Source organism: Campylobacter sp. W0066.1 (assembly GCF_024723635.1).
GTDB lineage: Bacteria > Campylobacterota > Campylobacteria > Campylobacterales > Campylobacteraceae > Campylobacter_D > Campylobacter_D lari_C.
Genome location: NZ_JANQCW010000002.1, coordinates 56,086 through 82,307 on the forward strand (window position 1 = coordinate 56,086; position 26,222 = coordinate 82,307).

Sequence of the window (26,222 nt, forward strand, 5' to 3'; positions counted from 1 at the left end):
CATGCAAAAATTATTTTTAACTTTTTTTTATTCAGGTAGTGTTAATAAAGCTCCAGGAACTTTTGGCACGATAGCAGCGCTAATCCCTGCTTTTTTTATTTTAAGGTATTTGGGTATAGAAACTTTGATTTTAGTAGCGATTTTACTTTTTTTAATCTCTATTAAAGTCATCGACCAATACGAAAAACAAACAGGCAAACACGATGATAAACACATCGTTATAGATGAAGTTGTTGGGGTGTTTTTAGCTTTGGCAATTTGCGGACAGAGTGTTTTTACTTTTTTACTTTCTTTTGTTTTGTTTAGATTTTTTGATATCACAAAACCATCTATCATAGGTAAAATCGACAAAAAAACCAAAGGTGGTTTAGGTGTAATGCTAGATGATGTTTTAGCAGGAATTTTCGCAGGTTTATTTAGCGCTGTGATTTATGGAATTTTACTTAAATTTGATCTTTTATGGTTTGATATAAGCATTATGGAGATATTTTAACTCCATAATTTTTTTGATTTAACTTCATTTATGATAAACTTCACAAACTAAAATGAAAAGGATAAAAATGATTAAAAAAACAATGTTTGGTGCTTTAGCATTAATTTCTTTTATAGCATGTGCTAATGGAGTAGATTATAAATATGATTCAAGTAGGGGTTCTAAAGGTGGTTATGATTTATTCATTAAAACTTTAAAAAAAGATTATGGCTCTAATGTTGTGATAAAAAGCCTTAAAGATGTTGATTTAAATGCCTTAAAAGAAAAACACCCTGAAGTAGCTGAAGATTTTGAAGAGATAAAACCGACTCAAGATGAATTAGCTAAAGAAGTTGCAAGAGGCGAAATAGAATATGGAGATGTTGTTTATATCAACTATAAAAATGGCGATTTGAATAAACATGAAATAGTTTATGGCATGTGTGATACAATAAAATGGAATAAAGAAAGATGTCAAAATAGTGGAGCAATTGTTGATATGACTGAATAAGATCAACCTATCAAATGCGATATAATTTTTCTAAGACAAGATTTGCTTAATCTATCTTAGAAAAACCTCAACCACAATTTTCTTATTTTTTATTACAATAAAATAATTTTAATTTTTAAAAAAAAGTTAGTATAAAGGGTGCAACGCCAAAGGGGTGCAACCCTTTAGCGTTAATTTATAAATCCACTAGCAAGAACCAAATCTTTATCATAAAATACTGCCATTTGTCCGCTAGCAAGTCCATAAACAGGCTCTTGTAAGATGATTTTTGCACTCTTATCTTCATTAATCAAAACTTTACACGGGGTTGATCTTGATCTATAGCGTATTTTTACTTCACAATCTATTTCTTTAGCATCGATAAATAAATTAATATTATCAAGCTTAAATTCACTTATCCTAAGCTCTTCTTTTTTACCTACTATGATTTCATTTTTTTTAGGATCAATTTTTAATACAAAATGTGGCTCATGAGCCCCACGCACCTCAAAACCCCTTCTTTTACCTATTGTATAGTGCATATAACCTTCGTGTTTTCCTACTTCTTTGCCACTACTATCTCTTACAATACCTGGAATTTTAGTATCCATAAACTGATCTAAAACTTGCACATAAGTATCTTCCACAAAACAAATCTCAGAACTTTCCTTTTGTGTTGCAAAAGATTTTAAAACATCGATTGTAGAAGCAAATTTTTTCACATCTTCTTTTTTCATCTCCCCAAGAGGGAAAATCAAATACTCTAAAGCCTCTTTATCTGCATTTGCTAAAAAATAGCTTTGATCCTTACTCTCATCAACTGCAGTTTTAATCAAACCATTTTCTATCCTTGCATAATGACCTGTGGCTAATTTCTCACAACCTAAACTCTTAGCAAATTCTAAAAGCTTGCCGAGCTTGATAAAGCGATTACACAATGCACAAGGATTTGGCGTCTTTCCTTCTTTGTAGGTATTAACAAAAGGCATATAAACTTGATTTTTAAAATCTTCTTGTAAGTCTAAAATATGATATTTGATGTCTAAAAATTTAGCAACTTTTTCAACTTTTTGTATATTTTCTTCATGATAATTAGCTTTTCCATGAAGCTTCATATAACAACCTATGATCTCATGTCCTGCTTGCTTTAACTTATAAGCAGTTACAGTACTATCCACACCCCCACTCATCGCAACAAGAATTTTCATCTTTTTCCTTTATCATTCTTATAATTTCATCTAAATCATCACTTATACTATACTTTAACTCATCATTTTTAGATATAGTTCCAAGTCCTAGTAAAGAAGTTTTGATAAATTCATCAAGAGGTTGCCAAAATTTTTGCCCAACTAAAATAATAGGAACATCTTTTTTAAAACTAAGTTGTTTAAGAGTAAGAATTTCAAAAAATTCATCTAATGTTCCAAAGCCGCCTGGGAAAATCACAAAAGCTAGACTCTTTTGAATAAGAGCCATTTTGCGAATGGCTAAGCTCTTAAAAGTGATATTATACTCTAAAAAGTCATTTGCTTTTTGCTCAAATGGTAAATGTATATTAAATCCAAAAGATTTTAAATGTGAAGTTTGACTTTGCATAGCCCCATAATTAGCAGCTTGCATAATGCCACCGCCACCACCACTGATGATACTATAACCAAAATCTGCTAACTTTTGAGCTAATTTTGAAGCCAAAATACAATACTCATTATCTTCTTTTAAACGCGCAGAACCAAAAAAGGTTATGCCTTTTTGAATTTTTTCTAATTCTTTAAGATAAGCAATATCTTCAATGATATATTCTTTCATCTTAGTTGCTCTAATCTTTCTTTTTTAGAGCCTATCTCAGTAATTTGCACTCCAAAGTTTCCATCTACGATAACTACTTCCCCATAAGCAATTTTTTTATCGCCTATTAAAATTTCTAAAGGATCATTTGCTAATTGATCAAGCTCGATAACCGAACCTATATCCATGGTTAAAACATCTTTTAAAAGCATTTTTTTACTACCTATACGCACTCTTATAGGTAAGCGTACATCCATGATCAAACCGATATTTCTTAGCTCTTCTACATTAGCCAAGGCTTTATGATCTTGCGTATGATCTTCATTTGTTGCTACGATTTCTTCTAAGTCAGTTTTAGTTAAAATCTTATAAATTTTCTCATCAAATACTAAAGAAATTTTTTCTTCTAAATCAGCTATTTTTACATTGTATAAATATAGCTTATGAAAACCACCAAGTTCTAAGCTATCTGCAACAAATTCACAATTTTCTAGACTAAACTCCATTTTTGGAATTTCTTTTTGTGCGCCTAAGGTTGTAGAAAATGCTGAAATGATATTTTGTATAGCTTCTTTAGCAGCGTCCATTTCATCTTCATTTAGCTCACTGTTTTTGGAGATTTCTTCTTCTCCCATCATCCACTCACCAATTGCACTCATTAAAACCGCACTTGCTAGGATTTTGATTTTCATTTCATTATTAACGCTAAAAGTAGCGCTAACTAATGGTGGAGTCATAGAATCTTGAGAATTTACATCATACTCATAATACTCGCTAAATTCAGCACTTTTTCCTGTTAAACCTTCTATTGTACTTACACATTCATTGACGAATATGCCTAAAAAATCATTGATCATCGTCTTCCTCTTCTAGTTCTTCATTATCATCATACGAATTTGCTTTTGCTCTTCTTTCATCCTCATATTTTTCAAGCATTTCTTTAATCTCATCTTTATCGGTTTTGATAAGTTCTAAGATTTTAATTGATTTTCTAAATCTATGAAGCCCCACTTGAGCTAAAAATACTTCTTTTTTATCAATAGCCACTATAGCTTTATCATCTGCACTTCTATCAAGTTTTAAAATATCCCCTTGTTTTAAATCCAAAAATTCATTCACATTGATAAAAGTTTTACCAAGCATAGCTTCATAAATTACCTCAGCACGACCGATCAAGGTTTTAAGTTCTTTATTTCTTGACTTTTTAGCTGAAGTTTCACCCATCATAATATCACGATTTGCCAAACGGCTCAAAATACTTTCCAAATGCACAACAGGATAACAAATATTTACCATACCGCTTGAATTTCCTATGATAATCTCCATTACCACCATGATAACAATCTCGTTTTGTGAAACAATTTGCACAACATTTGGACTTGATTCTTTTGCCTCTACACTTGGATAAATTTCCGTAACATTCATCCAACTTTCTTTAAGCCTTTGCATTATAATACGCAAAATAGAATCAAGCAAATTAAGCTCGATTTCTGTAAGCTCTCTTAAGGTATCAAAACTCTCCCCTTGACCACCTAAAAGCCTATCTATCATAGGGAAAGCAATACTTGGATTAATCTCTAAAACACAGTTTCCATCTAAAGGTTTAATCGAAAAAACGTTAAAGCTTGTTGGCGAAGGTAAAGACATCAAAAACTCACCATAAGTCATTTGATCCACTGAATGTAGTTTAATCTCAACTATACTTCTCATCATAGATGAAATTTGAGAAGCAAGATTTCTTGCTAATTTATCATGAATCCCTTTAATAGAACGAAGTTGTTCTTTAGAAACCCTATTTGGACGCTTAAAATCATATACTACTATATCTCTTTTATCTTCTATTTCTTCTAGTTTTGATGTAGCTGTACTCTCATCGCTATCATCATCAACAACTTCTAAAAGAGCATCAATTTCTTCTTGGGAAAGTATCTCAGCCATTAAACTAGCCTTTCTCTAATCTTCTTAAGCAAACGCTTATGAATTTGTGAAATTCTTGACTCGCTAATCTCTAAAATCTCTGCGATTTCTTTTAAATTTAATTCTTCATAATAATAAAGCTGTATTACAAGCTTTTCTCTTTCTTTAAATTCTTCCAAAACTGCATTGATTTTTTCTATTAATTCTTCTTTTTCTATTTGCTCTATGATATTGCTATCGTTAAAGCAATTTAGCTGTTCATCCAAAGGCATAACAAGCGATATAGCATGAGCTGCTCTTGCTTCTTTTACCTTTTCTACTTCTAAATTTAGTCTTTGCGCTAAATACTCATCATCAGGTTCTTTTTCATTTTCTTGATAAAACTCATCTATAATAGCATCAATATCTTTGATAATTTTTCTATTGCTTCTGCTCATTACATCAAGGCTTCTTAGATAATCAAGCATAGCCCCATTAACTCTTTTTCTTGCAAAACCCCAAAAATTATCATTTTGTTCTTTATCATAACGGCGTGAGAGTTTGATCATCTCTTCTACGCCAATACTAATTAAATCATTTACATCAATACTAGCAGGCAAACGCTCTTTAAGTCTAAAAGCCATAGCTCTTAATGCTGGCATATAAGAGATGACTAAGTCATCTTGTTCTTTTTTTAGCGTAGAAGCATAGGCATTATGCGGCTGCATGTTTTACTTTTCTTTTTGAAGAGCTTTCAAGCTTTTTAAGGTCTTCGCGCTCTTCTTGAAGTTTTTCAAGCAAGTAATCCATTTTCTTTTCTCTTGCGGCTAATTCTGCTATAAAACTATTATTTTCATTTTCATATTTTTCTTTATTAAAGCTTCTACCGCTAATTTTATTAACATCTACAAAAATCATAATTACTATATGGATTAACACATAAAATACAAAAGTAATCAAACAAGTATATACAACTATCTCTACTGCATCTTCTATATTAACTATGGTAAACATTAATCCTATAAAAAAACCACAAACAGTAAAAAAAGCAACAAAATTCTCTGGTCTCATCTTTTTCCCTCAATCTAAAAACGATCCAAAAGCTTTTTGAAAAAACTCATAATGCTTTTATCTCCCACATTATTAAGCACTTTTTGTTCCAACCTATACAAAAGCTTAGAGGCTATGGTTTTTAGCTCATCACTTGCATTAGTGTCATCATCACTAAATAAAGTTCTTTTTTTAATACTAGAACTAATATCTTTACTTTGACCTAAAAATCCTAAAAATTCTAAATTTAAATTATGCTTAATGTTAATATCTGCTACTTTTTTAATATTATCAAAAATTCTCAAAGCCTCATTTTCATTTTTAACAACATTAAACACCATTAATAAATTCTCTTTAGTTTTTGAAGTGGTTTTTATAGTAGCATAAGCATCGGTAATCGCAGCAGGATCAGGCACAGTGATGACAATAACCTCATCAGACATTTCTAAGAAATTTCCTATATTACCACCTATACCTGCTCCTGTATCAATGATTAAAAAATCTAAATCATCTAAAATACTTGTTTGATTTAAAAATCTCTCATAAATATTTTTATCATTGTATTTTAAAATTTCATCGCCACTCTCACCTGGGATAAGCCATAAATTTGGCTTTACTTCTATTAAAATATCTTCTAGCGAGCATTCACCCTTTAAAACATGTAAAAGGTTTTTTTCCACACGCACATTTAAAATCACATCTAAATTTGCAAGCCCTATATCTGCATCAAAAAGCCCTACTTTATAACCATTTTTAGCTAGGATGTTGCCCAAATTTGCACTAAAAGTACTTTTTCCAACCCCACCTTTACCGCTAGTAACTGCAATAAAATGAGTATGTTTTACATTTGAGTTTTCATTTTTTACTAGATCTTTTAATTTTTCTGCTTGATTACTCATTTTCATCCCTTTTAAAACCTTCTAACACACAACGCACTAAAAAGTCACTATTAGCCACTTCTATATCATCAGGCACTTCTTGACCTATGGAAAAAAAGCTCATCGGAGTGCTAGTTTCATAAAGTAAAGAAAACACATTTCCAAATACTTTTGTTTCATCAAATTTTGTAATGATTAAGGTGTCTATATTTAAAAATGAAAAATTATTATAAGTTTCTAATAAATCTTCATATTTTGTATTTGCTGAAAGCACTAAATTTACATCAATTTGTGCATTAGAATGCGATAAAAATTCTTTTGTTTTTTCAAGTTTTGCTTTATCATACTGTGAATTTCCGGTTGTATCTACTAAAATAACCTCACAAGTATTTAAACTTCTAATCGCATCATCTAAATCATTTGGCTCTATACTATCAATAATAGGAAGTTTCATCATCTTAGCATATTGAAAAAGCTGCTCTACTGCGCCTATTCTATAAGTATCAAGAGTTATAATACCGGTTTTGTAGCGTCTATCCCCATAAGCATAGCGAAAAGCAAGCTTTGCCAAAGTAGTAGTTTTACCCACTCCTGTTGGGCCTACTAACATCATAATTTTTTGCTTTTTAATTTCACTTTCTAAACGACATGGAAGCATATTACGCAAAAGTGAGTAAAAATACCTTTGCACTGCTTCTTGATTTGCTTTCATGGTGCTTGGCATATTTTCAATAGTTGCTTTCATAATCGCTTCTAAATGCGCTTCTTGCATGCCACTTGCCTTAGCTTGCTTATAAATGCTTGCAAACTCAGGTGGTATAGCTAGTTCTTTGCGTAAATCTGCCTTATCATCCCACATCATATCCACAAGCAAATTCATTTTATCATTAAGCTTGTTCATTTGTTTTTCAAAGGCTTCTATTTTTTTATCATAATTTGGATTTGGTATAGAAAAATCTTGATAGTTTGAAACTTTGCTAATTTCTGAACTAACTTGAGAAAGTTTGTTTTTTAAATTTAAAAAATTATCATCTTTTTTGCTTGTGTTTAAATAAGGATTAATAGGTTTTTGCTTAGCTTTTGAAGAAAAATCAAGTACTACATCTTCTTCTTTTTTTTCATCTTCAAGTTTTGGAGCTTGAATTTTAGCCTCAGGAAAACTTGCTGTGTTTGGTTTTTTCTTTGGTGGCATAGGTAAATTGTTTTGTTTTAAATGCTCTTCATAATCAGCTTCTTCAATCGCCACTATAACCTCGTATAAAGGCTTTTGATTGATGGTTTTTGGACGAATTTGCTTATTAGTTACTATCAAAGCCTTATCGCCATAATCTTGCTTAACCTTAGGTATAATCTCATCTGTGCTTTCAACTGTAAAAGTATGAATCAATTGTCCCATATTTTTCCTTATCTTAACAAGCCCAAAGGCAAAGTTACGCTAATTCTATCATTTACCCCTACATGAGGCACTGTGCAATACTCATCTTTACGCGCTTTTTTTGAAAAATACAACAAATCCAAATCAAGCGTTCTAGGAGCATTTTTAAAAGTTCTTTTTCTTTTGAATTTAAACTCATAAAAAAACAAAACTTTTAAAAGTGCTCTTGCGTGCAAACTTGTGCTAACAACCATCACTGCATTGGTAAAGTCTTTTTGCTCTTCAAAACCAAAAGCTTTATTAATCAAAAATGGCGATGTTTGCAATACTTGCAAGCGTTTATCTTGCATTAAAAGCCTAAATAAACTCCGAAAGCGTTTTTTCTCATCTTCTATATTGCTTCCAAGTCCTATAATGGCTATGTATTTTCCTTTTTTATCTGCATTTGAATAAAAAGGAAAAAAACGAATTTTTTCTAACCTTCTAGCTCCTTTAATTAGCAAATTATAGCACCACTGCCTTTTCTTTATCAAGATAGACCATGTCTTCTATCCTAATGCCAAGTTTATCTTTGATATAAATTCCAGGTTCAATGGTAAATACCATACCCTCTTTTAACTCATAATCACTTCTTGGACTAATGTTTGGTAACTCATGTATATCAAGCCCCACTCCATGTCCTAAACTATGAATAAATTCTTTTTCAAAACCTGCATTTTTAATCACTTCTCTTGCGATAAAATCAAGCTCCCTTGCCATCATACCAACGCGTGCTTTTTCAATAGCTTGAAGCTGGGCTTGCTTGACCACTTCATAAATTTGCATAATTTCTTTATCTTTAAAATTTGGCTTATTTTTATCAAAAACTATGCCATTTTCATCAAAACAAGCCGTTCTTGTGCGATCAGAACAATACCTTTGATAAACTACACCCGCATCAACTAATAACAAATCTCCATATTCTAAACATTTATCACTAGGTAAAGCATGTGCTTTAGCCGCATTTTCATTAATAGCCACAATAGGTGAAAAAGAAAGTCCTAAAGCACCTTTTTTTTGAAAAATTTCACATGCTTTAAAATGTAATTCTTTTTCGCTTTTTCCATGGCCTTCTTGGCTGATAAATTTAGCAAATTCTTCAAAGCATTCTTTACCAAAATTTACAGCCTTTTGCAAAAGTTGCAATTCCTTAGCATTTTTTATAATGCGTTTGTTTTTACTCAAGTCTAATTTTTCTTCAAAAACGATATTTGCACTTTTACTAAGTTCTTTAAATTCAAAATAACTAAAGTCTTTTGGATCAAAACATATTCTATCAATTCCTGCTTTTTCTAAAAGCTCTCTAGTGCTAGCAAAAAGATCTTGTGCTAAAATTACCTTAGCATTTTTTATCATTTCGCTAGCTTCAAAGCTATATCTTGCATCAGTGATAAAAAATGCTTCATCTTCAAGTTTTAAAAACAAAGCATTATCGCAAGAATAGCCACACTCATAAAAAAGTGCATTTTCGTTTTTTAATATAAAATTCATTGATTTGCTTGTTGTGCTTTTGCTTGAGCTGCTTTATATGCATTGATTTGATCAAAAATTTGGAAAAGTCCCATTAAAGCCATATGATAACCAAAAGGACCAAAACCTACCACACTACCTGCACAAACTGGCGCTATCATGCTTTTTTGTCTGAATTCTTCTCTTCTATAAGTATTGCTAATATGCACTTCAATCACAGGCATATTAATCGCTGCAATCGCATCGCGGATTGCTATAGAAGTGTGTGCATAAGCAGCTGCATTAATAATCACTCCATCTACACTACCTAAGCATTCTTGAATTTTATCAACTAGCTCACCTTCAAAATTGCTTTGAAAAAACTCAATCTCTACATTAGCTTGTTTTGCAGCTTGTTTCATTTGCTCATGGATATCTTCCATTTTCATATTGCCATAAATATGAGTTTCTCTCACACCAAGCATATTGATGTTTGGTCCTTGTATCACCATAACTTTCATAATCTAACCTTTATTTAGTAAAATTTACTATATTATAGCATTTTAAAGCTAAATTTTAGCTACAATTTCCCTTTTTAAAGGAGGTAAAATGTTTATAATAGCACCTAAAATCATCTTAACTTGCGATGATGATTTTAATATTTTAGAAGACAAGGCAGTTCTTTTTGATGATAATATTTTAGAAATTGATAGCTTAGAAAATTTACAAAAATCCTACCCACAAGCTAAGCTTATACCAACTCCAAAAGATACCTTACTTTTACCTGCTTTTATCAACCCACACACACATTTAGAATTTAGTGCAAATAATGGAAATTTAGTCTTTGGGGACTTTTTAAAATGGCTTGATAGCGTTTTTAATAACCGCGAGCAATTAAACGAAAAAGCCAAAGAAAAATTAATCTCACAAAATATCCATAAAATGCTAAAAAGTGGCACTGCTACCATAGGAGAAATTTCAAGCTTTGGGAGTGATTTAAACCCTTGTGTCAATTCACAAGCTAGAGTGGTATTTTTCAATGAAATTTTAGGTTCAAATGCAAATTTTATCCAAGCTAAAAAAGAAGAATTTTTAACTCGTTATGAAAAAAGCATGAGTTTTAAAACTTCTAAATTTATCCCTGCTATTTCAGTGCATGCGCCCTACTCAACCCACCCAAAACTTGCCAAATTTGCTATAAAACTTGCTAGAGAAAATGATCATTTACTAAGTACGCATTTTCTTGAAAGCAATCATGAAAACAACTGGCTAAGGTTTAAAAAAGGTGGTTTTAAAAAAAGCTTGGCTAAATTTAGCAAAAATCCTATGCCATTTTACACTCCACAAAGCTTTTTAGAACTTTTTAAAGGTCAAAGGACTTTATTTACACATTGTGTGTATTTTAAAGAATGGGATTTGCTAGATAAAAATTTACACTCGATCACGCATTGTGCTTTTTCAAACAGACTTTTGAGTAAAAATACTTTTAAATTAAAATCTGCTTTAAAAAATAGTGTTAATATCCACCTAGGAACCGATGGCTTAAGCTCAAATACTTCTTTAAGTGTGCTTGATGAAATGAGAGCAAATTTATTTATACATGATGATCTTGAGTTAGAAAATTTTGCTAAAATATTGCTTTTAATGGCAACAAATAAAGCCGCAAAAGCCTTGAATTTAAACCTAGGGCAAATTCAAAAAGGCAAAATCGCTGATTTTAGTCTTTTTGCTTTACCAAATAGCACAAATTTAAAACAACTTCCTTTGCAATTTATCTTACAAAGCAAAGAAGTGTTAAAACTTTTTATAGAAGGAAAAGAATGCAAATTATAAAATCATTTTTTAAAGGAATTGGAAAAATCATTTCTTATATCAACACTTATTTTAAAACCTTTGTGTTTTTATTTATCGTATTTTTAATCCTTGCTCCAAGCGGAGATAATACTAAACTTTCTAATGCAAACTTAGCACAAATTAACCTTAAAGGCGAAATTAGCGATGCGAGTAATCTTTTAGAACAAATTTACAAAGTCAAAGAGGATAAAGCTATAAAAGGGGTTTTACTTTTTATAGATAGCCCTGGTGGAGCTTTTGCACCAAGCATGGAAATAGCTTTAGCTATACAAGATCTTAAAGCTAAAAAGCCTGTGGTAGTCTATGCAGGTGGAACTATAGCAAGCGGAAGCTACTTAAGTGCGGTGGGAGCTGATATGATCATCGCTAATCCTGCTAGCTTTGTAGGATCTATCGGGGTAATCATGCAAGGCTTTGAAGTAAGTGAGCTTGCACAAAAACTTGGTATAAATGAGCAAACCATCAAAGCAGGAAGTTATAAAGAAGCAGGAACTTTCATGCGTAAATGGAGCGAAGATGAAAAAGACTTTTTACAAAATTTAGCTAATCAAAGCTATGAGCTTTTCACACAATTTGTCGCTAAAAATCGTAAATTAGACTTAAATCAAACAAACTCATGGGCTGATGCAAAAGTATTTTTAGCAAATGAGGCTTTAAAATTAAAACTCATTGATAAAATAGGTAATTACGAGCAAGCCAAAAAAGAAGTAGAAAAACTAGCCAAAGTACAAAACCCTATCTGGCAAAAAGAAGATGCCATAGATAAGTTTTTAAAACGTTTAGAAGAGCAAAGCGCTAGCTTTTTTGCTAACACTTTAGCACGATTTTTCACACAAGTAAGCTCACAAAAAATCTACTAAGATTTAATAATCTCATAAAATCCATAAGTATCATTTTCTAAAAAGCCTTTATATAAAGGCTTTAGCTTTAAATCTAACTTAACATTTTCAAAGGTATTTAAATTTGAGCTTGAAAAAATCAAAAGCATATCTAACTCATCTTTAAAGGCTTTTAAAAAATTCTCCCCGCCCTCATACATGATGAGCTTTGCTTTGCTAGGAATGCTTGTAAAAATTTCTCTTTCAGCTACGCTAAATAAAGGAATGTTTGGATCAAAACTTTCTAAATTTTGACGGCTTAGTATGCATAAATTTGGCGCTTTAGCCTGAACTAACCTTGCATCTAAAATAGGCCTATCATGCCTTATAGTTTCTCCACCTACTACAAGTAACTCAAGCTTTGAGCGTAATGCATGAGCATAGGTTCTACTTGCTTTAGAACTTACGATTTTACCATAAGCAGAGCCGTTTAAAGAAAGGGCTAGTTTAAAAAATTTAAAGCTTGATTTTTGCCATTTTAAAAAAGGTTTTAAAAGCTCTTTAGCTCTTTGCTCGCAAATTCCCATGTGAACTTTTATGCCTTGATTTATTAAAAACTCTGCTCCGCCGCTTGCGAGCTTATGCTCATCCTTAGTAGCGATAAAAACTTCGCTAAAACCAAGCACGCTAAAAAGTTTCGCACAAGGCGGGGTTTTGCCCTGATGATTGCAAGGCTCTAAGCTCACATAAGCACTAGCGCCTTTTAATAACCCCTGATGATTTTGACAAATAAACTCATGCAAATCATTTGCATTTTGTGGTAAATCTAAATTTGGATTAAGTGCTTTTAAGGCTTTGCTTACTGCTTCAAGCTCTGCATGAGCCTTACCTGCTTCTTTGTGCGCTTCTATACTTAAGATTTTGCCATTTTTATCTAAGATCACACAACCTACGGCTGGATTAGGGTAGGTTAAAAGCTGATATTTCCAAGCTTCATCTATGGCTAAATTCATATAAAATTCGTGATTCATATTGCCTTTTCGTTTATAAGTAAAATAATTCCTAATATTTAGTTTTATAATTAATATTATATAATATACATTTTAATTATCTATAATTTACGGATTACACAATAAAATATGATTAATAATACAAAAAAATTAAAAGCTATTGATTTGTTTGCTGGAATTGGTGGAATACGCATAGGATTTAAAAATATATTTCAAGAAAAACTAGAATTTGTTTTTTCTTCAGAAATAGATAAATTTGCTTGTCAAACATATTTTTGTAATTTTAATGAGCTACCACATGGAGATATAACACAAATAAACGAAAATGATATCCCCAAACACAATATATTATTAGCAGGATTTCCATGTCAAGCTTTTTCTATTGCTGGCCTTAGAAAAGGCTTTAATGATACTAGAGGAACATTATTTTTTGATGTTGCACGTATAGCAAAAAAACACAAGCCGGAAATTATTTTTTTAGAAAATGTTAAAGGTTTTAAAAATCACGATAAGGGAAGAACTTTTAATATCATAAAAAATACTTTAGAAGATATGGGTTATGATATTTTTTCAGAAGTATTAAATGCTAAAAATTTTGGAGTGCCACAAAATAGAGAAAGAATATATATTATAGGTTTTTTAAAGGCAAAATTTAAAAATATATCATTTAATTTTGATGAATTAAAAAATATAGAAATAAAATCTAAACTAGGTGATATTTTAGAAAAAAATGTAGATGATAAATATACCATTTCAGATAAATTATGGGCTGGACATCAACGCAGAAAATTAGAACATAAAAAAAAGGGTAATGGTTTCGGTTATTCACTATTTAATCATAATTCAGAATATACTAGCACTATTAGCGCTAGGTATTATAAAGACGGATCTGAGATATTAGTTGAGCAAAAAAATAAAAACCCCAGAAAACTAACTCCAAGAGAAGCTGCCAGACTACAAGGCTTTCCAGATAGTTTTAGAATAATAACAAGTGATAATCAAAGCTATAAACAATTTGGTAACAGCGTAGCTATTCCTGTAATTGAAAATATCGCTAAACTAATTCATAAGGAATTATATAATGACTATAAATAACGATAAATTTGATATAAATTTAAAATTTTACTTTTTTATGAAATGTCTAGTCAAAATTAATTTTTCAGATACACAAATAATAAACATTCTATACGATATATCAGAAAGTAAAAATTCTTTACATAAACTACAACAGCATATCAATTTCAACACTAAAAACGGTATAAATCAATGGAATTATTTAGAACAAATTATTTATGAAATTAGAAATAATATAGATTTTAATGTGTTTGTATTTGCTTTAAAAATTTACTCAATTAAAAATTTATTACTAGAATTAGCTAAAATAAAGCAAATCAGCAATACTGAGTTATTATCAAGATTAGATCCATTGTCTTTAGAATACGATAAAATAACTTTATACAACCCATATTCAACTAGAGTCAATGGGGCTTTGTTAGCATTAGCGTTTTTTAATCATATAGACAATAATCAATTTTTTCATAATAACATAAATAAAGAGTATTTTTTAAGTATTTGTCGCCTTTCTCAAGAATTAAAAACACATGGCTTAGAACCAAATCAAATTTTTATGCTTATTTTAAATGAAAGCATTAATCAATCTATTATAAGTAGTAGTGGCAATAACTATGAAGATAGAATACTCAAAAAACTACAATCTATAGGAATTGACCGCGAAACGATAACTAAAAAACATGATGAAAACGATAGCTCCACAGAATTTGATTTCTTTTTTGATCTCAATGGAAAAACCTATGGAATAGGAGCAAAAAGAACTTTAAGAGAAAGATATAAACAATTCATAAAAACAAGTCAAATGAGCAATATAGATGTTATGATTGAAATAACCTTGGGATTAGATTTAGGAGAAGAAAAAGCTAAAGCTATTCGTAATTATGGAGTATATTTAATTGTATCAGATGAAATATATAGACAAAATAGATATTTACAAAACATAGATGGAATATTTAGCTCATCACATTTTACATTAGAATTATTGCAAAATTTATAATTTAAAAAGATGTGAGTATGAAAAATATTTACGCTTGGCCCTAAAAAATCTTTTTTCTGTATTTTTTTAAATCATATAAAGTTTTACATCATAAATTTTAAAGAAAATATTTGAGGTAGATTATATTTAATATATCACTAAACTTCAAAAAAACTTTTTCATATAAAAAACAAAGACATTAATTTTAACTTTAAGAAAGAATAAAATTCATACTAAAAACAAATTCTCATAACAATCAAATCGTCTTGAAAATTTAGTTCATAATTTAAAATCCAATTTATTGATATTTGTAAGGCTTTAATACATTTGTTGTATTTTTGCTTTTTTTCAAAAAATATCCTAAAAATTTTCTCGTTTGGGTTGTGGTATTTGTACTTGTATTTTATTTCCACTTAAAAAGTGAAATTCAACAATATTCATGCTATTTCCCTTTAATCTGCAAATATAAAATTTTTATAGCTTTTTGTTTTTATGTTTAAATTCAATTATACAAAAGATAAGTAAAAATTTATATTTCTAAATTTTTACCATTGTATGAAGGTTTTAGCTTTTCTTATGTCGCTAAAATTTAAAGTAGTTTTTTCTTGAGTTTCTAAATTTTCTAAAGTGATATTTTCATCATCTACGGCGATGATTTTTGCTTCGATTTTTTCTTTTTCACTAGTTGTGATTTTTACAAGCTCATTAATACTTTTTGCAAAATGCTCGATTTTGCTAAGTTTTCTCTCAAGCCCACAGCTTGATACTTCTAAAAAATACTCCCCGCTCACAAGTGGCTCTACATCAAAAATAGGCGATAAAATCTCACTAAGTCTAGCACAATCATCAAGATTTACCCCACCTTCTTTTTGCACATAAATTCTATAAATCTTTCTACCATTTTCACTTGTTAGCTCATCATCATAAAAGCTAAGCCCTGCTTCTTTACAAAGTGCTTCAAGATTCATTTTGTTCCTTTTTGATTTTTTCAAATAAAGCATCCATATGATTTTGATACTCCAATCTATCATCAAATTTAAAGTGAAAATTCGGACATCTATACCACCCTTGCTCACTCATGCAATAATTTTGCAAAGCGCGGGCGGCTTTTTTAAGTTGATTGAGTATGATTTCTTGCTCTTGGGTATTAAAAAACATTTTATCTAAATACACAAAAGCATCATATCTGCCTTTTTTACACTCCACATCCACCACACACAAGTTTTTTAAAGCTTCGTTATCTAAATTTGCTAAAGCTTCTGGTATGAGTTCTTTTAAAATGCTTTCTGTGCGTAGCTTTTTGATTTCAGCTGGGTTCATAGGCTTACTTGTTCCTCAACTTCTTTGTAGCTTTCTATATAATCGCCCACTCTCATATCATTACAACCTTCTATGCCTACACCGCATTCATAGCCTTTTGCAACTTCTCTTACATCATCTTTAAAGCGTTTGAGTGAGCTTACATTACCTTCAAATACCACAACCCCATCTCTAATGAGCCTGATTTTCGCGCCACGATTGATCGTGCCTTCTGTCACCATACAACCTGCGATTTGGCCTAGTTTTGGTACATTGATCACTTGGCGAATTTCAGCTTGACCAAGTTGCTCTTCAGAGATGATAGGACTCATCATACCACCTAGTAAGGCTTTTACATCATCAAGCAAATTGTAAATAACATTATAAGTTTTTATCTCTACACCTTTATCTTTAGCGCGTTCTTTGATCTCACCAGTTGGGCGTATATTAAAACCTAAAACGATAGAGTTTTCACTAGCACTTGCAAGCTCTATATCACTTTGAGTAATCCCACCTACCCCACTATGGATGATATTAACCTTAATCTCATCGTTTTTGAGTTTTTCTAAACTAGCCTTAATCGCTTCAAGTGAACCTTGCACATCTGCTTTTAAAATCACAGGTAAGGCTTTTAAATTGCCTTCTTTGATTTTTGCACCAAGCTCATCTATACTTACTTTAGTGGATTTACTTAATTCTTTTTGGCGGTTATATTCATGGCGTTTATTAGCATATTCTCTTGCTTGTTTATCACTATCTACGGCTATTAGCGTTTCTCCCGCATCGGCTACTTCACTAAGACCTATGATCACCCCGCACTCACCTGGACCTATTTCTTTTAAAGCTTTGCCTTGATCATCGCTCATAGCACGCACTTTACCATAAGCTTCCCCTGCTACGACTGTATTTCCTACTCTTAAAGTACCATTTTGCACGATGATAGTAGCCACAGGACCTCTACCTTTTTGCACTGAAGATTCTATAATACTTGCTTTAGCATGGGCTTTTGGATTTGCTTTAAGCTCTAAAATATCAGCTTGTAACAATACAATTTCAAGTAAATCCTCTATACCATCACCCTTTTTAGCTGAAACTGGCACAAACTCATGGCTTCCACCCCATTCTACTGGCATGATGTCCATTTCTGCTAGTTGGGTTTTTACCATGTCAGGATTTGCGTTTTCTTTATCCATTTTATTAATAGCGATGATAATAGGCACATTAGCTGCTTTTGCATGATTAATCGCTTCTTTAGTTTGTGGTTTTACCCCATCATCTGCAGCTACTACGATAATAACAATATCCGTTATACTAGCTCCCCTTGCACGCATAGCAGTAAATGCCTCATGGCCTGGAGTATCAATAAAAGTGATTTTTCTACCATTTTTTTCCACCATATAAGCACCAACATGCTGAGTGATCCCGCCTGCTTCGCCACTTGCAATACGTGATTTTCTTATATAATCAAGCAAAGAAGTCTTACCATGATCCACATGCCCCATGATAGTGATAACCGGAGCTCTTTGGCTTAAATTTTCTTCTGTTTGATTTTCATCATAATCTTTTACATAATCAAACTCATCAGCCTCATCGATGATATTAATCTCCACTCCAAATTCAGCTGCAAGAATTTCAATAGCATCCTCATCTAAAAAATCATTTTTAGTCGTCATCATACCAAGCATGAAAAGCTTAGAGATAACTTCTCCGGTGTTTTTACCAAGTTTTTCAGCAAATTCATACACACGAATTTCTTTAGGTATGCTTACACTTGTGATTGCTTCGCTTTCTTTTTTCTCTACCTTTTTAGGTGGTTTTTTACGACTTCTTCTTTGTATACCACCCTCGCCAAATGGATTGATAGAATTATTTAAAGATTGCTTTAAGATATTTGGTTGTTTTTTGTTTGCTGGTTGTGCTGGTTTGTTTTCTTTTACACTAAAATCAGGTAAAACTACCATATCATCATCTTCTAAAGAAATATCAGCAAAGTCTTTATCTCCTAAAAGATCCATTTTAGTAGTGCTTTCTTTTTTGCTTGCTACAGGATGATTTTTCTTTTCTTTTTTCTTTCTTTTTAAATTCTCATCTGAATTAGAAAAAATCATGCTAAGGCTTAGACCTTGAGTAGCTTGTGTACTAGCTTTTTCTTCTTTATTTATTTGAGTTTCTTTGTTTTCTTCTTTTTTCTTTTTAACGATAACTAAGCCTCTTCTTTTGGCTAAATTTAAATTAGAACCTAGCTTTTCATCGAGTTTAATTTCTTCTTTTTTCTCTTCTAATACTTCATTTTTTATAGGATTTTCAGGTTGTTTTTCTTCTTTTTTTATTTCATCTTTTTTTTCACTTACTGCTTTAGTAGGGCTTTTACTTTCTTTTTTAGTAGTAGTTTTTTTCTCTTCTTTTTTGCTTTCTTCTTTTTTAGTTGTAGTTTTTTTTGCCGTACTTTCTTTTTTAGGTTTGGCTACTTTTTTTACCACATCTAGTATTTCACCAGATTGAACGTATTGATAAATCGCTTCTGCGATTTCAGAAGATACTTTTTTGTTAGGGGATTTGATATCTTCTAAGCCCATTTCATTAGCTTTTTCTATAATTTCTTTACTTGTATATCCTAACTCTTGAGCGATCTCGCTAATCTTTACATCTGCCATTAAAAAATATCTCCTTTAAATCCTGCTGATTTATATTACCATGAAAATTGCCTTTGCAAGCTCTCATAAAAGCCCTTTGCAATGTTTTTTCATCTTTATCAAAACATGAATTACAAATATATAAACTCCTGCCAAATTCCACTTTAGTGATAATTTGAGAATTTTTTATTTGGAATTGATGCAAACTTTGCTTTTCATAACGGCCTTTGCAAACAATGCACATTCTAATGGGTATATGATTTTTCAAAATTATATCTTTTTTTTGGAATTTTTAGCAAATTTTAAAGCCCTCATCATCAAATTCTAAAAGTTCAACTCTAAATTTAGCAAATTTATTTTTGATTTTTTCTTTGATTTTTTTAGCATCATCTTTATAAGCTAGAGTAAAAAAACTCGAACCTGATCCTGAAAGCGTACTCATGAGAGCATTATTATCTAAAGCTAGTTTTTGCACCTCAAAAAGTTCTGGCAAAAGCTTCATTCTTTGATTTTGATGAAGTTTATCCAAACTTGCATATTTTAATAAATCATATTTTTTCTCTAAAAAACAAGCAGTTAAAAATGAAGCATGGCAAAGATTAAAAACACCCTCTTCTAGGTTGATTTTTTTAGCTAAAACTGCTCTTGATTTTTGAGTATTCATCGCTACATTTGGTATGGTTATAATAGCTTGTAAGTCTTTGTCCACTTCTTTTTTTATAGCTAAAACTTTTTCATTATGAGTTAATGCACACACAAAACCCCCAAGTGCTGCTGGAGCTATGTTATCTGGATGGTTTTCATATTTTAAAGCTTCATTTAAAATGATATTTTTATCCGCTTTAAACCCACTTAATTCATAAGCACAAGCAATGGCTCCAACTATCACAGCAGAAGAACTTCCCATACCTCTAGCTAAAGGGATATTATTTTGAAAAATAAAGCGGAAATTATCTTTTTTACCACTAAGTCTTTGATAAATTTCATAAAAAATATTAACAAAGGTATTATTTTTTTTAAGATAGATATTATTTTCACCTTCTCCATGTATGCTAATGCTAAAAAATTTAGATTTTTCAACTATAGTTTGATTAAAATATTTCAAACTCAAACCCAAACAATCAAAACCAGGACCTAAATTTGCACTTGTTGCAGGAACTAAAATCTTCATTTTTTACCTTAATTAATCGCATCTAAAACATAAAAAGGTGTATTTTCTTTGCTGAAATTTAAACCTTTTAAACTTTGGGGCATAAAAAAACTTCCCGCTTGTGTCTTTTCTAAAATAATTTCATCATCTTTTTTTACAAAACACAAATGCTTATTAGCGGCTATAGGAGCGTTATTATTTAGCTCAAAAGCACTAATAGCTTTTAAAGGTATATTTTTAACTATAGCTAGGGTTTTAAAAGAAACATAAGAAATTTTTATACCCATATAAGAGCCTGGTCCATGCACATAAATAAGCTTTTCAAACTCATATTGTGAAAGTAAATCTTGCAATATTTTTGGCAAAACTTCACTAACTTTTAAATCATTCTCAATGGTTTTTATCAATACATCATTTTCATAAATACCAAGCATCAAAGGTTTTGCTATGGCATTTAAAAGTAAAGTAACCTTTTTTATGCAAAAACCTTTTCATAAACTTTATATGCACTTTTTTCTAAACTTACTACTTCATAGGCACTAGGATCTTTTAAAAGTTCTTTGGTTAAAAGATGATTAAGTTTGTGCGAACCTGCATAAGAAGTATAATCTCCAAAAACCCTACATCCAAGCAAGGTTAAATCCCCGATAGCATCTAAAATTTTATGGCGCACAAATTCATCTTTAAAACGCAAACCTTCAGGGTTTAAAATACGATTATCATCAATCACAACAGCATTTTCTAAGCTTCCACCAAGACCTAAATTCATAGCTCTTAAAGCTTGAACATCCTTTAAAAAGCCAAAGGTTCTTGCTCTTGCTATTTGCTCTATGTAGTTTTGTTTACTAAATTCAAAACAATAATTTTGCTTACCTATAATAGGATTATCAAATTCGATTGTATAGTTTATAATAGGCATATCCGTAGGGCTTAAACGTACAAATTTATTACCTTCTTTTACTTCCACACTTTTTTTAATCACTAAAATTTTTTTTACCGCGTCAAGTTCTTTTATACCTGCTTCTTCAAGCATCATACAAAAACCTATGCTACTACCATCCATTACAGGAGCTTCATTAGCATCTAAAACTATGCGCACATTGTCAATACCATAAGCATTAATCGCGCTCATTAAATGCTCTATAGTAGAAACATAACCTCTATGATCACCTATTACAGTAGCCATTTGCGTATCGATGACATTTTCAGGCTTTGCTTCATAAGAAATTCCCAAATCACTTCTATAAAACACTATACCACTGCCAGCTTCTAATGGCTCTAATTTTATACTAATAGGCTCACCCTTGTGCAAACCTATGCCAACACCTTTAACTTCTTTTGCTATTGTTGTTTGATTCATTTTTATTCACTCAAAATTCTTTTTTTGCTTGACTCTAACACATTATAGATATTTTCTTTTATCCATTTTGCATCTTGCCATTGCTCAGGACGCACTTCAACTCCTTGTACTAAAACACCAAAATGCACATGATCTCCAAGTGCTAAACCTGTGGTACCTGTAGTACCTATAACATCACCTGCTCTAACTCTATCTCCTACATTTACATCCACATTAGTGCAGTGTCCATAAAGAGTATAAATACCAAAACCATGATAAACAATAATATTTAATCCATAAATTCCATTTTCTTGCACAAATACCACTTCACCATCGTTATTGCTAACGATAGGCGCTTCTTTTACGCTTGCTAAATCAAGCCCCATATGATAAGAGCTACTAAATGCTTGATTATTATAAGAATAAAATCTATGATCAGCATAATCAGCTACTTTTTGGCCATTTTTTAAAGGCTTGAAAAGATTAACTTTAAAATTATTAATCATAGTGTCAGGAACTTTACTTGTAATATCATGAATGATAACTTCATTAGAAGCTCTTAAATCTTCATTCACAAATTTAAATTTTTCAAGCCTGCTTAATTCTCTATCTTTTGGAGCATATTTTTGTGCTAAAAATTCGATCTTACCATCTAAAAATCTATCACTTACTTTTATATTTGATACACGGTATTTTTTATTAGTAAAATAATATCTAATTCTTTGTTTGTTTACATTACCTGCTTTATCTACTGCCACTACATAAACTCTAAAGTGCTCATCAGTAGCCTCCCAAGGAATCAAAGCAGCATAATATCCTTCTTTTACAAAAGGAGTTGCTTTAAAAATTTTGTCTTTATCAGTTGTAATATAAACTTCTTGTAAATTCTCATCACTTGCTTTAAATACCACACTACCTACTCCGCCTTGCTCGATTTGGTAAGAATTATCTAAAATTTCTACAAGTGGTTTTTTGGTATCAATGATAACTTTCACTTCTTTAAGCGCTTGATTTCCTAAAAAGAAATTCCAAAAACTACTATCACTTGCTTCTATTACAAGTTTATATGAATCGACTTTTTCTTTATAAGCTGGTTTTGGTAATTTTAAATCAAAATGAATGCTTTTTTTATTGCCTTTAACATGCTCATTTACAAGTATTTCGCCATTTAATTCATTTGCTTTAAATAGTGTGACTTTAACATCTTTTAAAGCACTTTCATCGCTTATTTCTATAGATATAGGATCTGTTAGATTACTATAAATTACATCTGATTTTGTTTGAATCAATGGAGGATTTTTTTCAAACAACTTTGTATTTAAAACAAATACCACAAAGGCTAAAAGTATTAAAAAAACTACAAAAATCCATTTTTTATTTGATCTTTTACGCGCAAAAACCATATTTTCACTTTCAAGCTATTTTTTTAAAAATATATTATTCTTTAGCAAATTAAGAGTAAATTATAAAGAATTTTATAGAATTTCTCTTAATTTATTTGCACTTTTAATCCAAGTTTCAAGCTCATTTATATCACATTTTTCTATCATTTTTTTACACTCTTGTAATTCTTTTTGAAATAAATCAATAGAATTTAATAAATTTTGTTTATTTTGCTCAAAAATACCACTCCACATTTGAGGGTTTGATTTGGCAATCCTACACATATCTTTAAAAGAAGGACCACCTAGGTGGGCTATGTTTTTTTTGTTTTCTTCTTTCATTACAAAATTTGCCAAAGAAAAACTAATCACATGCGGTAAGTGTGAAATGATAGAAGCATGATGATCATGTGCGATACTATCCATAAATACAAGCTTCATTCCTAAATCTGAAAAAATTTCTATAGCTCTTTTTTGATGAATATGATCAGCATTTTGCACATCACACAAAACACAAACTGCATTTTTATATAAATCTTTTATAGCTGCATTTGGACCACTATTTTCAGTTCCTGCCATAGGATGAGCTGCGATAAATTGACTTTTCAAATAAGAAGGTAAATTTTTAATAATTTCTTCTTTTGTACTTCCAAGCTCAATGATAGTACAATCTTTAGAAATACCTTGAAATTCTTTTAAGATTTTTACAATAGCTCTTACAGGAATAGCTAAAAAAATCACATCACATTTTTTCAACTCTTCAAATGAAACAATTTTATCTATTAACTTTCTATCTAGCGCAATCTGCTCAAATTCTTTGTTTATATCATACCCACAAACTAAATCTATTAATTTATTCTCTCTTAAACTAAGACCTAAAGATCCGCCTATTAAGCCAAGTCCGACTATACCTACTTTCATAAATTTTCCTTAAAAAGCATTAGTTAAAAATATTTTGGTATTATAACGATTTTGTATATAAAAATTTAGGTAAAATGATGAAAAAATGGTTTATTTTCTTTGCACTCTCAAGTTCTTTATGTGCAGCTACGATTAAAGATATCAAATTTGAAGGCTTATCGCAACTTTCTAAAGAAAGTGCTATTGCGATTTCTAAATTAAAAATAGGACAAAAAATTAATCCTGCTAGTATAGATACAGCAATTAAAAACCTTTTTGATAGAAATTATTTTAAAGATATAGTGGTAGAAGAAAAAAATGGGGTGCTAACTTTTAAAGTAATAGAAAAACCTTCCATTGGAAAAATAGATATTCAAGGTATAGCAAGTAACGATAGAAAACAAATAGAAAGCCTTGTTGGTTTAAAACCTGGAATTTTATATGATGAAAATTCAGCTAAAGATGCTGCTGAAAAAATCAAGCTTTTTTATCAAGCCAAAGGTTTTTATGACACTGTTGTAGAAATCAAAGATGAAAAATTAAGTAATTCAAGCTCATTGAAACTTACTTTTGTTGTAAATCGTGGAGAAAATATCATCATAGAAAAAGTGCATTTAAGCGGTGCAAAAAATTTAAGCTATTCAGATATTGAACCTGCAGTAGCAAATAAACAAAGAGAAGCTTTGGGTTGGATGTGGGGTTTTAATGATGGTAAGCTTAAAATCTTTGATTTAGCAAATGACAGCTCAAGAATTTCAGATGTATATTTAAAAGAAGGATATCTTGATGTGAGCGTATCTCCTGCTTTTTTAAATACTTACACAGATACTTATCAAGCTGATTTGACTTATTTTATCAACGAGGGTGAGGTTTATAAAGTTAAAGGGATTAAAATTTTTAATCCTATTTTTAGTGATGAAGAAAATGAAGCTTTAGCAAATGATTTAAAATTAAGTGTTGGAAAAATAGTTAATATAGAAAAACTAAGAGAAGATATAAAGACTATAGAAACTAAAACAGCAGATTTAGGCTATGCTTTTGTACAAGTTATACCTGATATACAAAAAGATAAAGAAAATCATGAAGCTATGATTATTTTTAAAGTCATACCAAATGAAAAAGTATATATAAGAGATGTCATCATCTCAGGTAACACCAAAACAGTTGATAGGGTTGTTCGTAGAGAGCTTTATCTAACCGAAGGTAATCTTTATAATAGAACTGATTTAATGGACTCAAGAAATGCTCTAAGAAGAACTGCGTATTTTGAAAATGTAGATATTAAAGAACAAAGAGTAGATGATACGCATATTGATTTGATAGTAGAAGTCAAAGAAGCTTCAACTGGGGCCATCTCAGGTGGTATTGGTTATGGGACTAGTGATGGAATTTTACTTAGTGCTTCATTATCTGATGCAAATATCTTAGGCTCTGGTATGAAAGGAAGTGTAAGTATAGACAAAGGCGATGATACACTTTCAGGTAGAGTATCTTTAAGAAATCCTAGAGTAAATGATAGTGATTATTCTCTTGGAGGATCATTATATTCAGATCGTTTAGAATGGGATAGCTATGATGAGAGAAACTATGGTTTTGATATAAGTGTTGGTAAAACTTTAGGAAGATATACAAGCGTTGATTTAACTTATAATCTTGAGCAAAGTGATATTTATCATTTAAGTGATCGCTTAATCGCTCAAGGATATAAACTTGGAAAAACTTATAAAAGCTCCATTACACCTTCAATAGTATTTAACAATACAGATGATTATTATCTACCAAGATCAGGTTTTATCGCTTCAACCTCACTTGAATATGCAGGCTTAGGTGGAGATCAAGAATTTATAAGCTCTACTACTAAATTTAATTATTACCAAGGCTTGGAAGAATTTATAGGTTGGGATTTGATTTATCGTTATAAAGCAAGTTTTTATAAGGTATGGGATCAAGGTTATTTACCTATCAATGAAAAATTATATCTTGGAGGTATAGGAACTATTAGAGGTTTTGATAGAAGAAGTGTAAGCCCTAAAAATGCGTGGGGTGATGAAACAGGTGGTACAGTGGCTTTTGCTAACTCTGTTGAGCTTAGCTTTCCAATCTTTGATAGAATCAAACTAAGAGGAAGTGTATTTTTTGACTATGGTGCCATAGGTGAGAGTTCTTTAAGTCAAATTCAAAGATGGAGTACAGGTGTTGGTTTTGAGTGGCTAACTCCACTAGGTGCTTTAAATTTAGTTTTTGCTAAACCATTTAACACTAACTCAAAAGATGATTTAAGTAAATTTGAGTTTATGTTGGGTGCAAGATTTTAAAAATACTAAAATCTTGCTATAATTTTGAAATTTTATTTTAG

General features: G+C 30.8%; 28 protein-coding genes. 7 read left to right on the forward strand and 21 right to left on the reverse strand.

All coding sequences use genetic code 11. The annotated features are described in order from the left end of the window. Position 1: 1 nt before the first annotated feature. Both CAMP18497_RS00995 and CAMP18497_RS01000 read left to right on the forward strand, forming a co-directional pair. Positions 2 to 493, forward strand: a complete 492-nt coding sequence (locus tag CAMP18497_RS00995) for a phosphatidylglycerophosphatase A family protein (RefSeq protein ID WP_114640020.1) — start codon at positions 2 to 4, stop codon at positions 491 to 493. Between the two features lie 67 nt (positions 494 to 560). Beyond that, the gene (locus CAMP18497_RS01000; protein WP_337212162.1) at positions 561 to 983 is read left to right on the forward strand and encodes a hypothetical protein; all 423 of its coding nucleotides are present in this window, start codon (positions 561 to 563) and stop codon (positions 981 to 983) included. A 170-nt stretch (positions 984 to 1,153) separates the two neighbouring features. On the opposite strand, the gene mnmA is transcribed toward CAMP18497_RS01000, so the two are convergent. The 11 genes from mnmA to aroQ are packed head-to-tail and all read right to left on the reverse strand — an operon-like array spanning position 1,154 to position 9,955. Further along, entirely contained in the window at positions 1,154 to 2,170 is a 1,017-nt protein-coding gene (mnmA, locus tag CAMP18497_RS01005; protein WP_337212163.1) for a tRNA 2-thiouridine(34) synthase MnmA, read from the reverse strand. Next, positions 2,133 to 2,768, reverse strand: coding sequence for a TIGR00730 family Rossman fold protein (locus CAMP18497_RS01010; protein WP_039627868.1), 636 nt, complete (start codon positions 2,766 to 2,768; stop codon positions 2,133 to 2,135). The genes mnmA and CAMP18497_RS01010 overlap by 38 nt, the downstream gene beginning before the upstream one ends. Then, positions 2,765 to 3,604 carry a flagellar motor switch protein FliY gene (gene fliY, locus CAMP18497_RS01015; protein WP_039617433.1) on the reverse strand — a complete coding sequence of 280 codons (840 nt, stop codon included), beginning with the start codon at positions 3,602 to 3,604 and terminating at the stop codon, positions 2,765 to 2,767. The genes CAMP18497_RS01010 and fliY overlap by 4 nt, the downstream gene beginning before the upstream one ends. Beyond that, positions 3,594 to 4,685, reverse strand: coding sequence for a flagellar motor switch protein FliM (gene fliM / locus CAMP18497_RS01020; protein ID WP_039617431.1), 1,092 nt, complete (start codon positions 4,683 to 4,685; stop codon positions 3,594 to 3,596). Before fliM ends, fliY begins: the two co-directional genes overlap by 11 nt. Continuing rightward, entirely contained in the window at positions 4,685 to 5,371 is a 687-nt protein-coding gene (locus CAMP18497_RS01025) for an RNA polymerase sigma factor FliA (RefSeq protein ID WP_039627867.1), read from the reverse strand. The genes fliM and CAMP18497_RS01025 overlap by 1 nt, the downstream gene beginning before the upstream one ends. Continuing rightward, positions 5,358 to 5,714: a hypothetical protein gene (locus tag CAMP18497_RS01030; protein ID WP_039617428.1), complete on the reverse strand. Its 357-nt coding sequence runs from the start codon at positions 5,712 to 5,714 to the stop codon at positions 5,358 to 5,360. The genes CAMP18497_RS01025 and CAMP18497_RS01030 overlap by 14 nt, the downstream gene beginning before the upstream one ends. 14 nt (positions 5,715 to 5,728) lie before the next feature. Then, positions 5,729 to 6,592: a flagella biosynthesis ATPase FlhG gene (flhG, locus tag CAMP18497_RS01035; protein ID WP_039625269.1), complete on the reverse strand. Its 864-nt coding sequence runs from the start codon at positions 6,590 to 6,592 to the stop codon at positions 5,729 to 5,731. Next, positions 6,585 to 7,967: a flagellar biosynthesis protein FlhF gene (gene flhF, locus CAMP18497_RS01040; RefSeq protein ID WP_337212165.1), complete on the reverse strand. Its 1,383-nt coding sequence runs from the start codon at positions 7,965 to 7,967 to the stop codon at positions 6,585 to 6,587. The genes flhG and flhF overlap by 8 nt, the downstream gene beginning before the upstream one ends. Before the next feature lie 8 nt (positions 7,968 to 7,975). After that, complete coding sequence (gene folK, locus CAMP18497_RS01045; RefSeq protein WP_337212166.1) at positions 7,976 to 8,449, reverse strand: 2-amino-4-hydroxy-6-hydroxymethyldihydropteridine diphosphokinase; 474 nt, start codon at positions 8,447 to 8,449, stop codon at positions 7,976 to 7,978. Between the two features lies 1 nt (position 8,450). Further along, positions 8,451 to 9,476 (reverse strand): M24 family metallopeptidase, encoded by a 1,026-nt coding sequence (locus CAMP18497_RS01050; protein ID WP_337212167.1) that lies wholly within the window; start codon positions 9,474 to 9,476, stop codon positions 8,451 to 8,453. Next, positions 9,473 to 9,955 carry a type II 3-dehydroquinate dehydratase gene (gene aroQ, locus CAMP18497_RS01055; protein ID WP_039625266.1) on the reverse strand — a complete coding sequence of 161 codons (483 nt, stop codon included), beginning with the start codon at positions 9,953 to 9,955 and terminating at the stop codon, positions 9,473 to 9,475. Before aroQ ends, CAMP18497_RS01050 begins: the two co-directional genes overlap by 4 nt. Positions 9,956 to 10,043: 88 nt before the next feature. Here aroQ and mqnF point away from each other — a divergent pair, with 88 nt between their 5' ends. Together mqnF and sppA are read left to right on the forward strand one after the other, a co-directional pair. Beyond that, the gene (gene mqnF, locus CAMP18497_RS01060; RefSeq protein WP_337212168.1) at positions 10,044 to 11,267 is read left to right on the forward strand and encodes an aminofutalosine deaminase family hydrolase; all 1,224 of its coding nucleotides are present in this window, start codon (positions 10,044 to 10,046) and stop codon (positions 11,265 to 11,267) included. After that, positions 11,255 to 12,148 (forward strand): signal peptide peptidase SppA, encoded by an 894-nt coding sequence (sppA, locus tag CAMP18497_RS01065; RefSeq protein ID WP_337212169.1) that lies wholly within the window; start codon positions 11,255 to 11,257, stop codon positions 12,146 to 12,148. The genes mqnF and sppA overlap by 13 nt, the downstream gene beginning before the upstream one ends. On the opposite strand, the gene ribD is transcribed toward sppA, so the two are convergent. After that, complete coding sequence (ribD, locus tag CAMP18497_RS01070) at positions 12,145 to 13,137, reverse strand: bifunctional diaminohydroxyphosphoribosylaminopyrimidine deaminase/5-amino-6-(5-phosphoribosylamino)uracil reductase RibD (protein WP_337212170.1); 993 nt, start codon at positions 13,135 to 13,137, stop codon at positions 12,145 to 12,147. The two genes, sppA and ribD, sit on opposite strands and share 4 nt — an antisense overlap. A 108-nt stretch (positions 13,138 to 13,245) precedes the next feature. Here ribD and CAMP18497_RS01075 point away from each other — a divergent pair, with 108 nt between their 5' ends. Beyond that, on the forward strand, positions 13,246 to 14,211 hold the full coding sequence (locus CAMP18497_RS01075; protein WP_337212171.1) for a DNA cytosine methyltransferase: 966 nt from the start codon (positions 13,246 to 13,248) through the stop codon (positions 14,209 to 14,211). Positions 14,212 to 14,248: 37 nt separating this feature from the next. Continuing rightward, positions 14,249 to 15,184, forward strand: coding sequence for a hypothetical protein (locus CAMP18497_RS01080; RefSeq protein WP_337212173.1), 936 nt, complete (start codon positions 14,249 to 14,251; stop codon positions 15,182 to 15,184). Positions 15,185 to 15,708: 524 nt separating this feature from the next. Here the strand turns inward: CAMP18497_RS01080 and rimP are convergent. From rimP to CAMP18497_RS01125, 9 genes are all read right to left on the reverse strand, one after another. After that, positions 15,709 to 16,131, reverse strand: a complete 423-nt coding sequence (gene rimP / locus CAMP18497_RS01085; protein ID WP_337212175.1) for a ribosome maturation factor RimP — start codon at positions 16,129 to 16,131, stop codon at positions 15,709 to 15,711. After that, entirely contained in the window at positions 16,121 to 16,483 is a 363-nt protein-coding gene (gene rbfA, locus CAMP18497_RS01090) for a 30S ribosome-binding factor RbfA (protein WP_039617407.1), read from the reverse strand. Before rbfA ends, rimP begins: the two co-directional genes overlap by 11 nt. Then, positions 16,480 to 19,116, reverse strand: a complete 2,637-nt coding sequence (gene infB, locus CAMP18497_RS01095; RefSeq protein ID WP_337212176.1) for a translation initiation factor IF-2 — start codon at positions 19,114 to 19,116, stop codon at positions 16,480 to 16,482. Before infB ends, rbfA begins: the two co-directional genes overlap by 4 nt. Further along, on the reverse strand, positions 19,097 to 19,339 hold the full coding sequence (locus CAMP18497_RS01100; RefSeq protein ID WP_069099694.1) for a DUF448 domain-containing protein: 243 nt from the start codon (positions 19,337 to 19,339) through the stop codon (positions 19,097 to 19,099). Before CAMP18497_RS01100 ends, infB begins: the two co-directional genes overlap by 20 nt. A gap of 48 nt (positions 19,340 to 19,387) precedes the next feature. Beyond that, positions 19,388 to 20,266 (reverse strand): homoserine kinase, encoded by an 879-nt coding sequence (gene thrB / locus CAMP18497_RS01105; RefSeq protein ID WP_337212177.1) that lies wholly within the window; start codon positions 20,264 to 20,266, stop codon positions 19,388 to 19,390. Between the two features lie 8 nt (positions 20,267 to 20,274). Further along, positions 20,275 to 20,679 carry a glycoprotease gene (locus tag CAMP18497_RS01110; RefSeq protein WP_039642498.1) on the reverse strand — a complete coding sequence of 135 codons (405 nt, stop codon included), beginning with the start codon at positions 20,677 to 20,679 and terminating at the stop codon, positions 20,275 to 20,277. Between the two features lie 41 nt (positions 20,680 to 20,720). Continuing rightward, the gene (gene lpxC, locus CAMP18497_RS01115) at positions 20,721 to 21,605 is read right to left on the reverse strand and encodes a UDP-3-O-acyl-N-acetylglucosamine deacetylase (protein WP_263726322.1); all 885 of its coding nucleotides are present in this window, start codon (positions 21,603 to 21,605) and stop codon (positions 20,721 to 20,723) included. Between the two features lie 2 nt (positions 21,606 to 21,607). After that, complete coding sequence (locus tag CAMP18497_RS01120) at positions 21,608 to 22,987, reverse strand: M23 family metallopeptidase (RefSeq protein ID WP_337212178.1); 1,380 nt, start codon at positions 22,985 to 22,987, stop codon at positions 21,608 to 21,610. A 72-nt stretch (positions 22,988 to 23,059) separates the two neighbouring features. After that, entirely contained in the window at positions 23,060 to 23,887 is an 828-nt protein-coding gene (locus tag CAMP18497_RS01125; protein WP_263678038.1) for a prephenate dehydrogenase, read from the reverse strand. A gap of 77 nt (positions 23,888 to 23,964) precedes the next feature. Here CAMP18497_RS01125 and bamA point away from each other — a divergent pair, with 77 nt between their 5' ends. After that, positions 23,965 to 26,181 (forward strand): outer membrane protein assembly factor BamA, encoded by a 2,217-nt coding sequence (bamA, locus tag CAMP18497_RS01130; protein WP_337212179.1) that lies wholly within the window; start codon positions 23,965 to 23,967, stop codon positions 26,179 to 26,181. Positions 26,182 to 26,222 lie beyond the last annotated feature (41 nt).

Bases quoted from the DNA above. Each gene is read 5' to 3' on its own strand.
- CAMP18497_RS00995 (WP_114640020.1), top strand. From the start codon at position 2: ATGCAAAAATTATTTTTAACTTTTTTTTATTCAGGTAGTGTTAATAAA.
- CAMP18497_RS01000 (WP_337212162.1), top strand. From the start codon at position 561: ATGATTAAAAAAACAATGTTTGGTGCTTTAGCATTAATTTCTTTTATA.
- mnmA (WP_337212163.1), bottom strand. From the start codon at position 2,170: ATGAAAATTCTTGTTGCGATGAGTGGGGGTGTGGATAGTACTGTAACT.
- CAMP18497_RS01010 (WP_039627868.1), bottom strand. From the start codon at position 2,768: ATGAAAGAATATATCATTGAAGATATTGCTTATCTTAAAGAATTAGAA.
- fliY (WP_039617433.1), bottom strand. From the start codon at position 3,604: ATGATCAATGATTTTTTAGGCATATTCGTCAATGAATGTGTAAGTACA.
- fliM (WP_039617431.1), bottom strand. From the start codon at position 4,685: ATGGCTGAGATACTTTCCCAAGAAGAAATTGATGCTCTTTTAGAAGTT.
- CAMP18497_RS01025 (WP_039627867.1), bottom strand. From the start codon at position 5,371: ATGCAGCCGCATAATGCCTATGCTTCTACGCTAAAAAAAGAACAAGAT.
- CAMP18497_RS01030 (WP_039617428.1), bottom strand. From the start codon at position 5,714: ATGAGACCAGAGAATTTTGTTGCTTTTTTTACTGTTTGTGGTTTTTTT.
- flhG (WP_039625269.1), bottom strand. From the start codon at position 6,592: ATGAGTAATCAAGCAGAAAAATTAAAAGATCTAGTAAAAAATGAAAAC.
- flhF (WP_337212165.1), bottom strand. From the start codon at position 7,967: ATGGGACAATTGATTCATACTTTTACAGTTGAAAGCACAGATGAGATT.
- CAMP18497_RS01050 (WP_337212167.1), bottom strand. From the start codon at position 9,476: ATGAATTTTATATTAAAAAACGAAAATGCACTTTTTTATGAGTGTGGC.
- aroQ (WP_039625266.1), bottom strand. From the start codon at position 9,955: ATGAAAGTTATGGTGATACAAGGACCAAACATCAATATGCTTGGTGTG.
- mqnF (WP_337212168.1), top strand. From the start codon at position 10,044: ATGTTTATAATAGCACCTAAAATCATCTTAACTTGCGATGATGATTTT.
- sppA (WP_337212169.1), top strand. From the start codon at position 11,255: ATGCAAATTATAAAATCATTTTTTAAAGGAATTGGAAAAATCATTTCT.
- ribD (WP_337212170.1), bottom strand. From the start codon at position 13,137: ATGAATCACGAATTTTATATGAATTTAGCCATAGATGAAGCTTGGAAA.
- CAMP18497_RS01075 (WP_337212171.1), top strand. From the start codon at position 13,246: ATGATTAATAATACAAAAAAATTAAAAGCTATTGATTTGTTTGCTGGA.
- CAMP18497_RS01080 (WP_337212173.1), top strand. From the start codon at position 14,249: ATGAAATGTCTAGTCAAAATTAATTTTTCAGATACACAAATAATAAAC.
- rimP (WP_337212175.1), bottom strand. From the start codon at position 16,131: ATGAATCTTGAAGCACTTTGTAAAGAAGCAGGGCTTAGCTTTTATGAT.
- rbfA (WP_039617407.1), bottom strand. From the start codon at position 16,483: ATGAACCCAGCTGAAATCAAAAAGCTACGCACAGAAAGCATTTTAAAA.
- infB (WP_337212176.1), bottom strand. From the start codon at position 19,116: ATGGCAGATGTAAAGATTAGCGAGATCGCTCAAGAGTTAGGATATACA.
- CAMP18497_RS01100 (WP_069099694.1), bottom strand. From the start codon at position 19,339: ATGTGCATTGTTTGCAAAGGCCGTTATGAAAAGCAAAGTTTGCATCAA.
- thrB (WP_337212177.1), bottom strand. From the start codon at position 20,266: ATGAAGATTTTAGTTCCTGCAACAAGTGCAAATTTAGGTCCTGGTTTT.
- CAMP18497_RS01110 (WP_039642498.1), bottom strand. From the start codon at position 20,679: ATGCTTGGTATTTATGAAAATGATGTATTGATAAAAACCATTGAGAAT.
- lpxC (WP_263726322.1), bottom strand. From the start codon at position 21,605: ATGAATCAAACAACAATAGCAAAAGAAGTTAAAGGTGTTGGCATAGGT.
- CAMP18497_RS01120 (WP_337212178.1), bottom strand. From the start codon at position 22,987: ATGGTTTTTGCGCGTAAAAGATCAAATAAAAAATGGATTTTTGTAGTT.
- CAMP18497_RS01125 (WP_263678038.1), bottom strand. From the start codon at position 23,887: ATGAAAGTAGGTATAGTCGGACTTGGCTTAATAGGCGGATCTTTAGGT.
- bamA (WP_337212179.1), top strand. From the start codon at position 23,965: ATGAAAAAATGGTTTATTTTCTTTGCACTCTCAAGTTCTTTATGTGCA.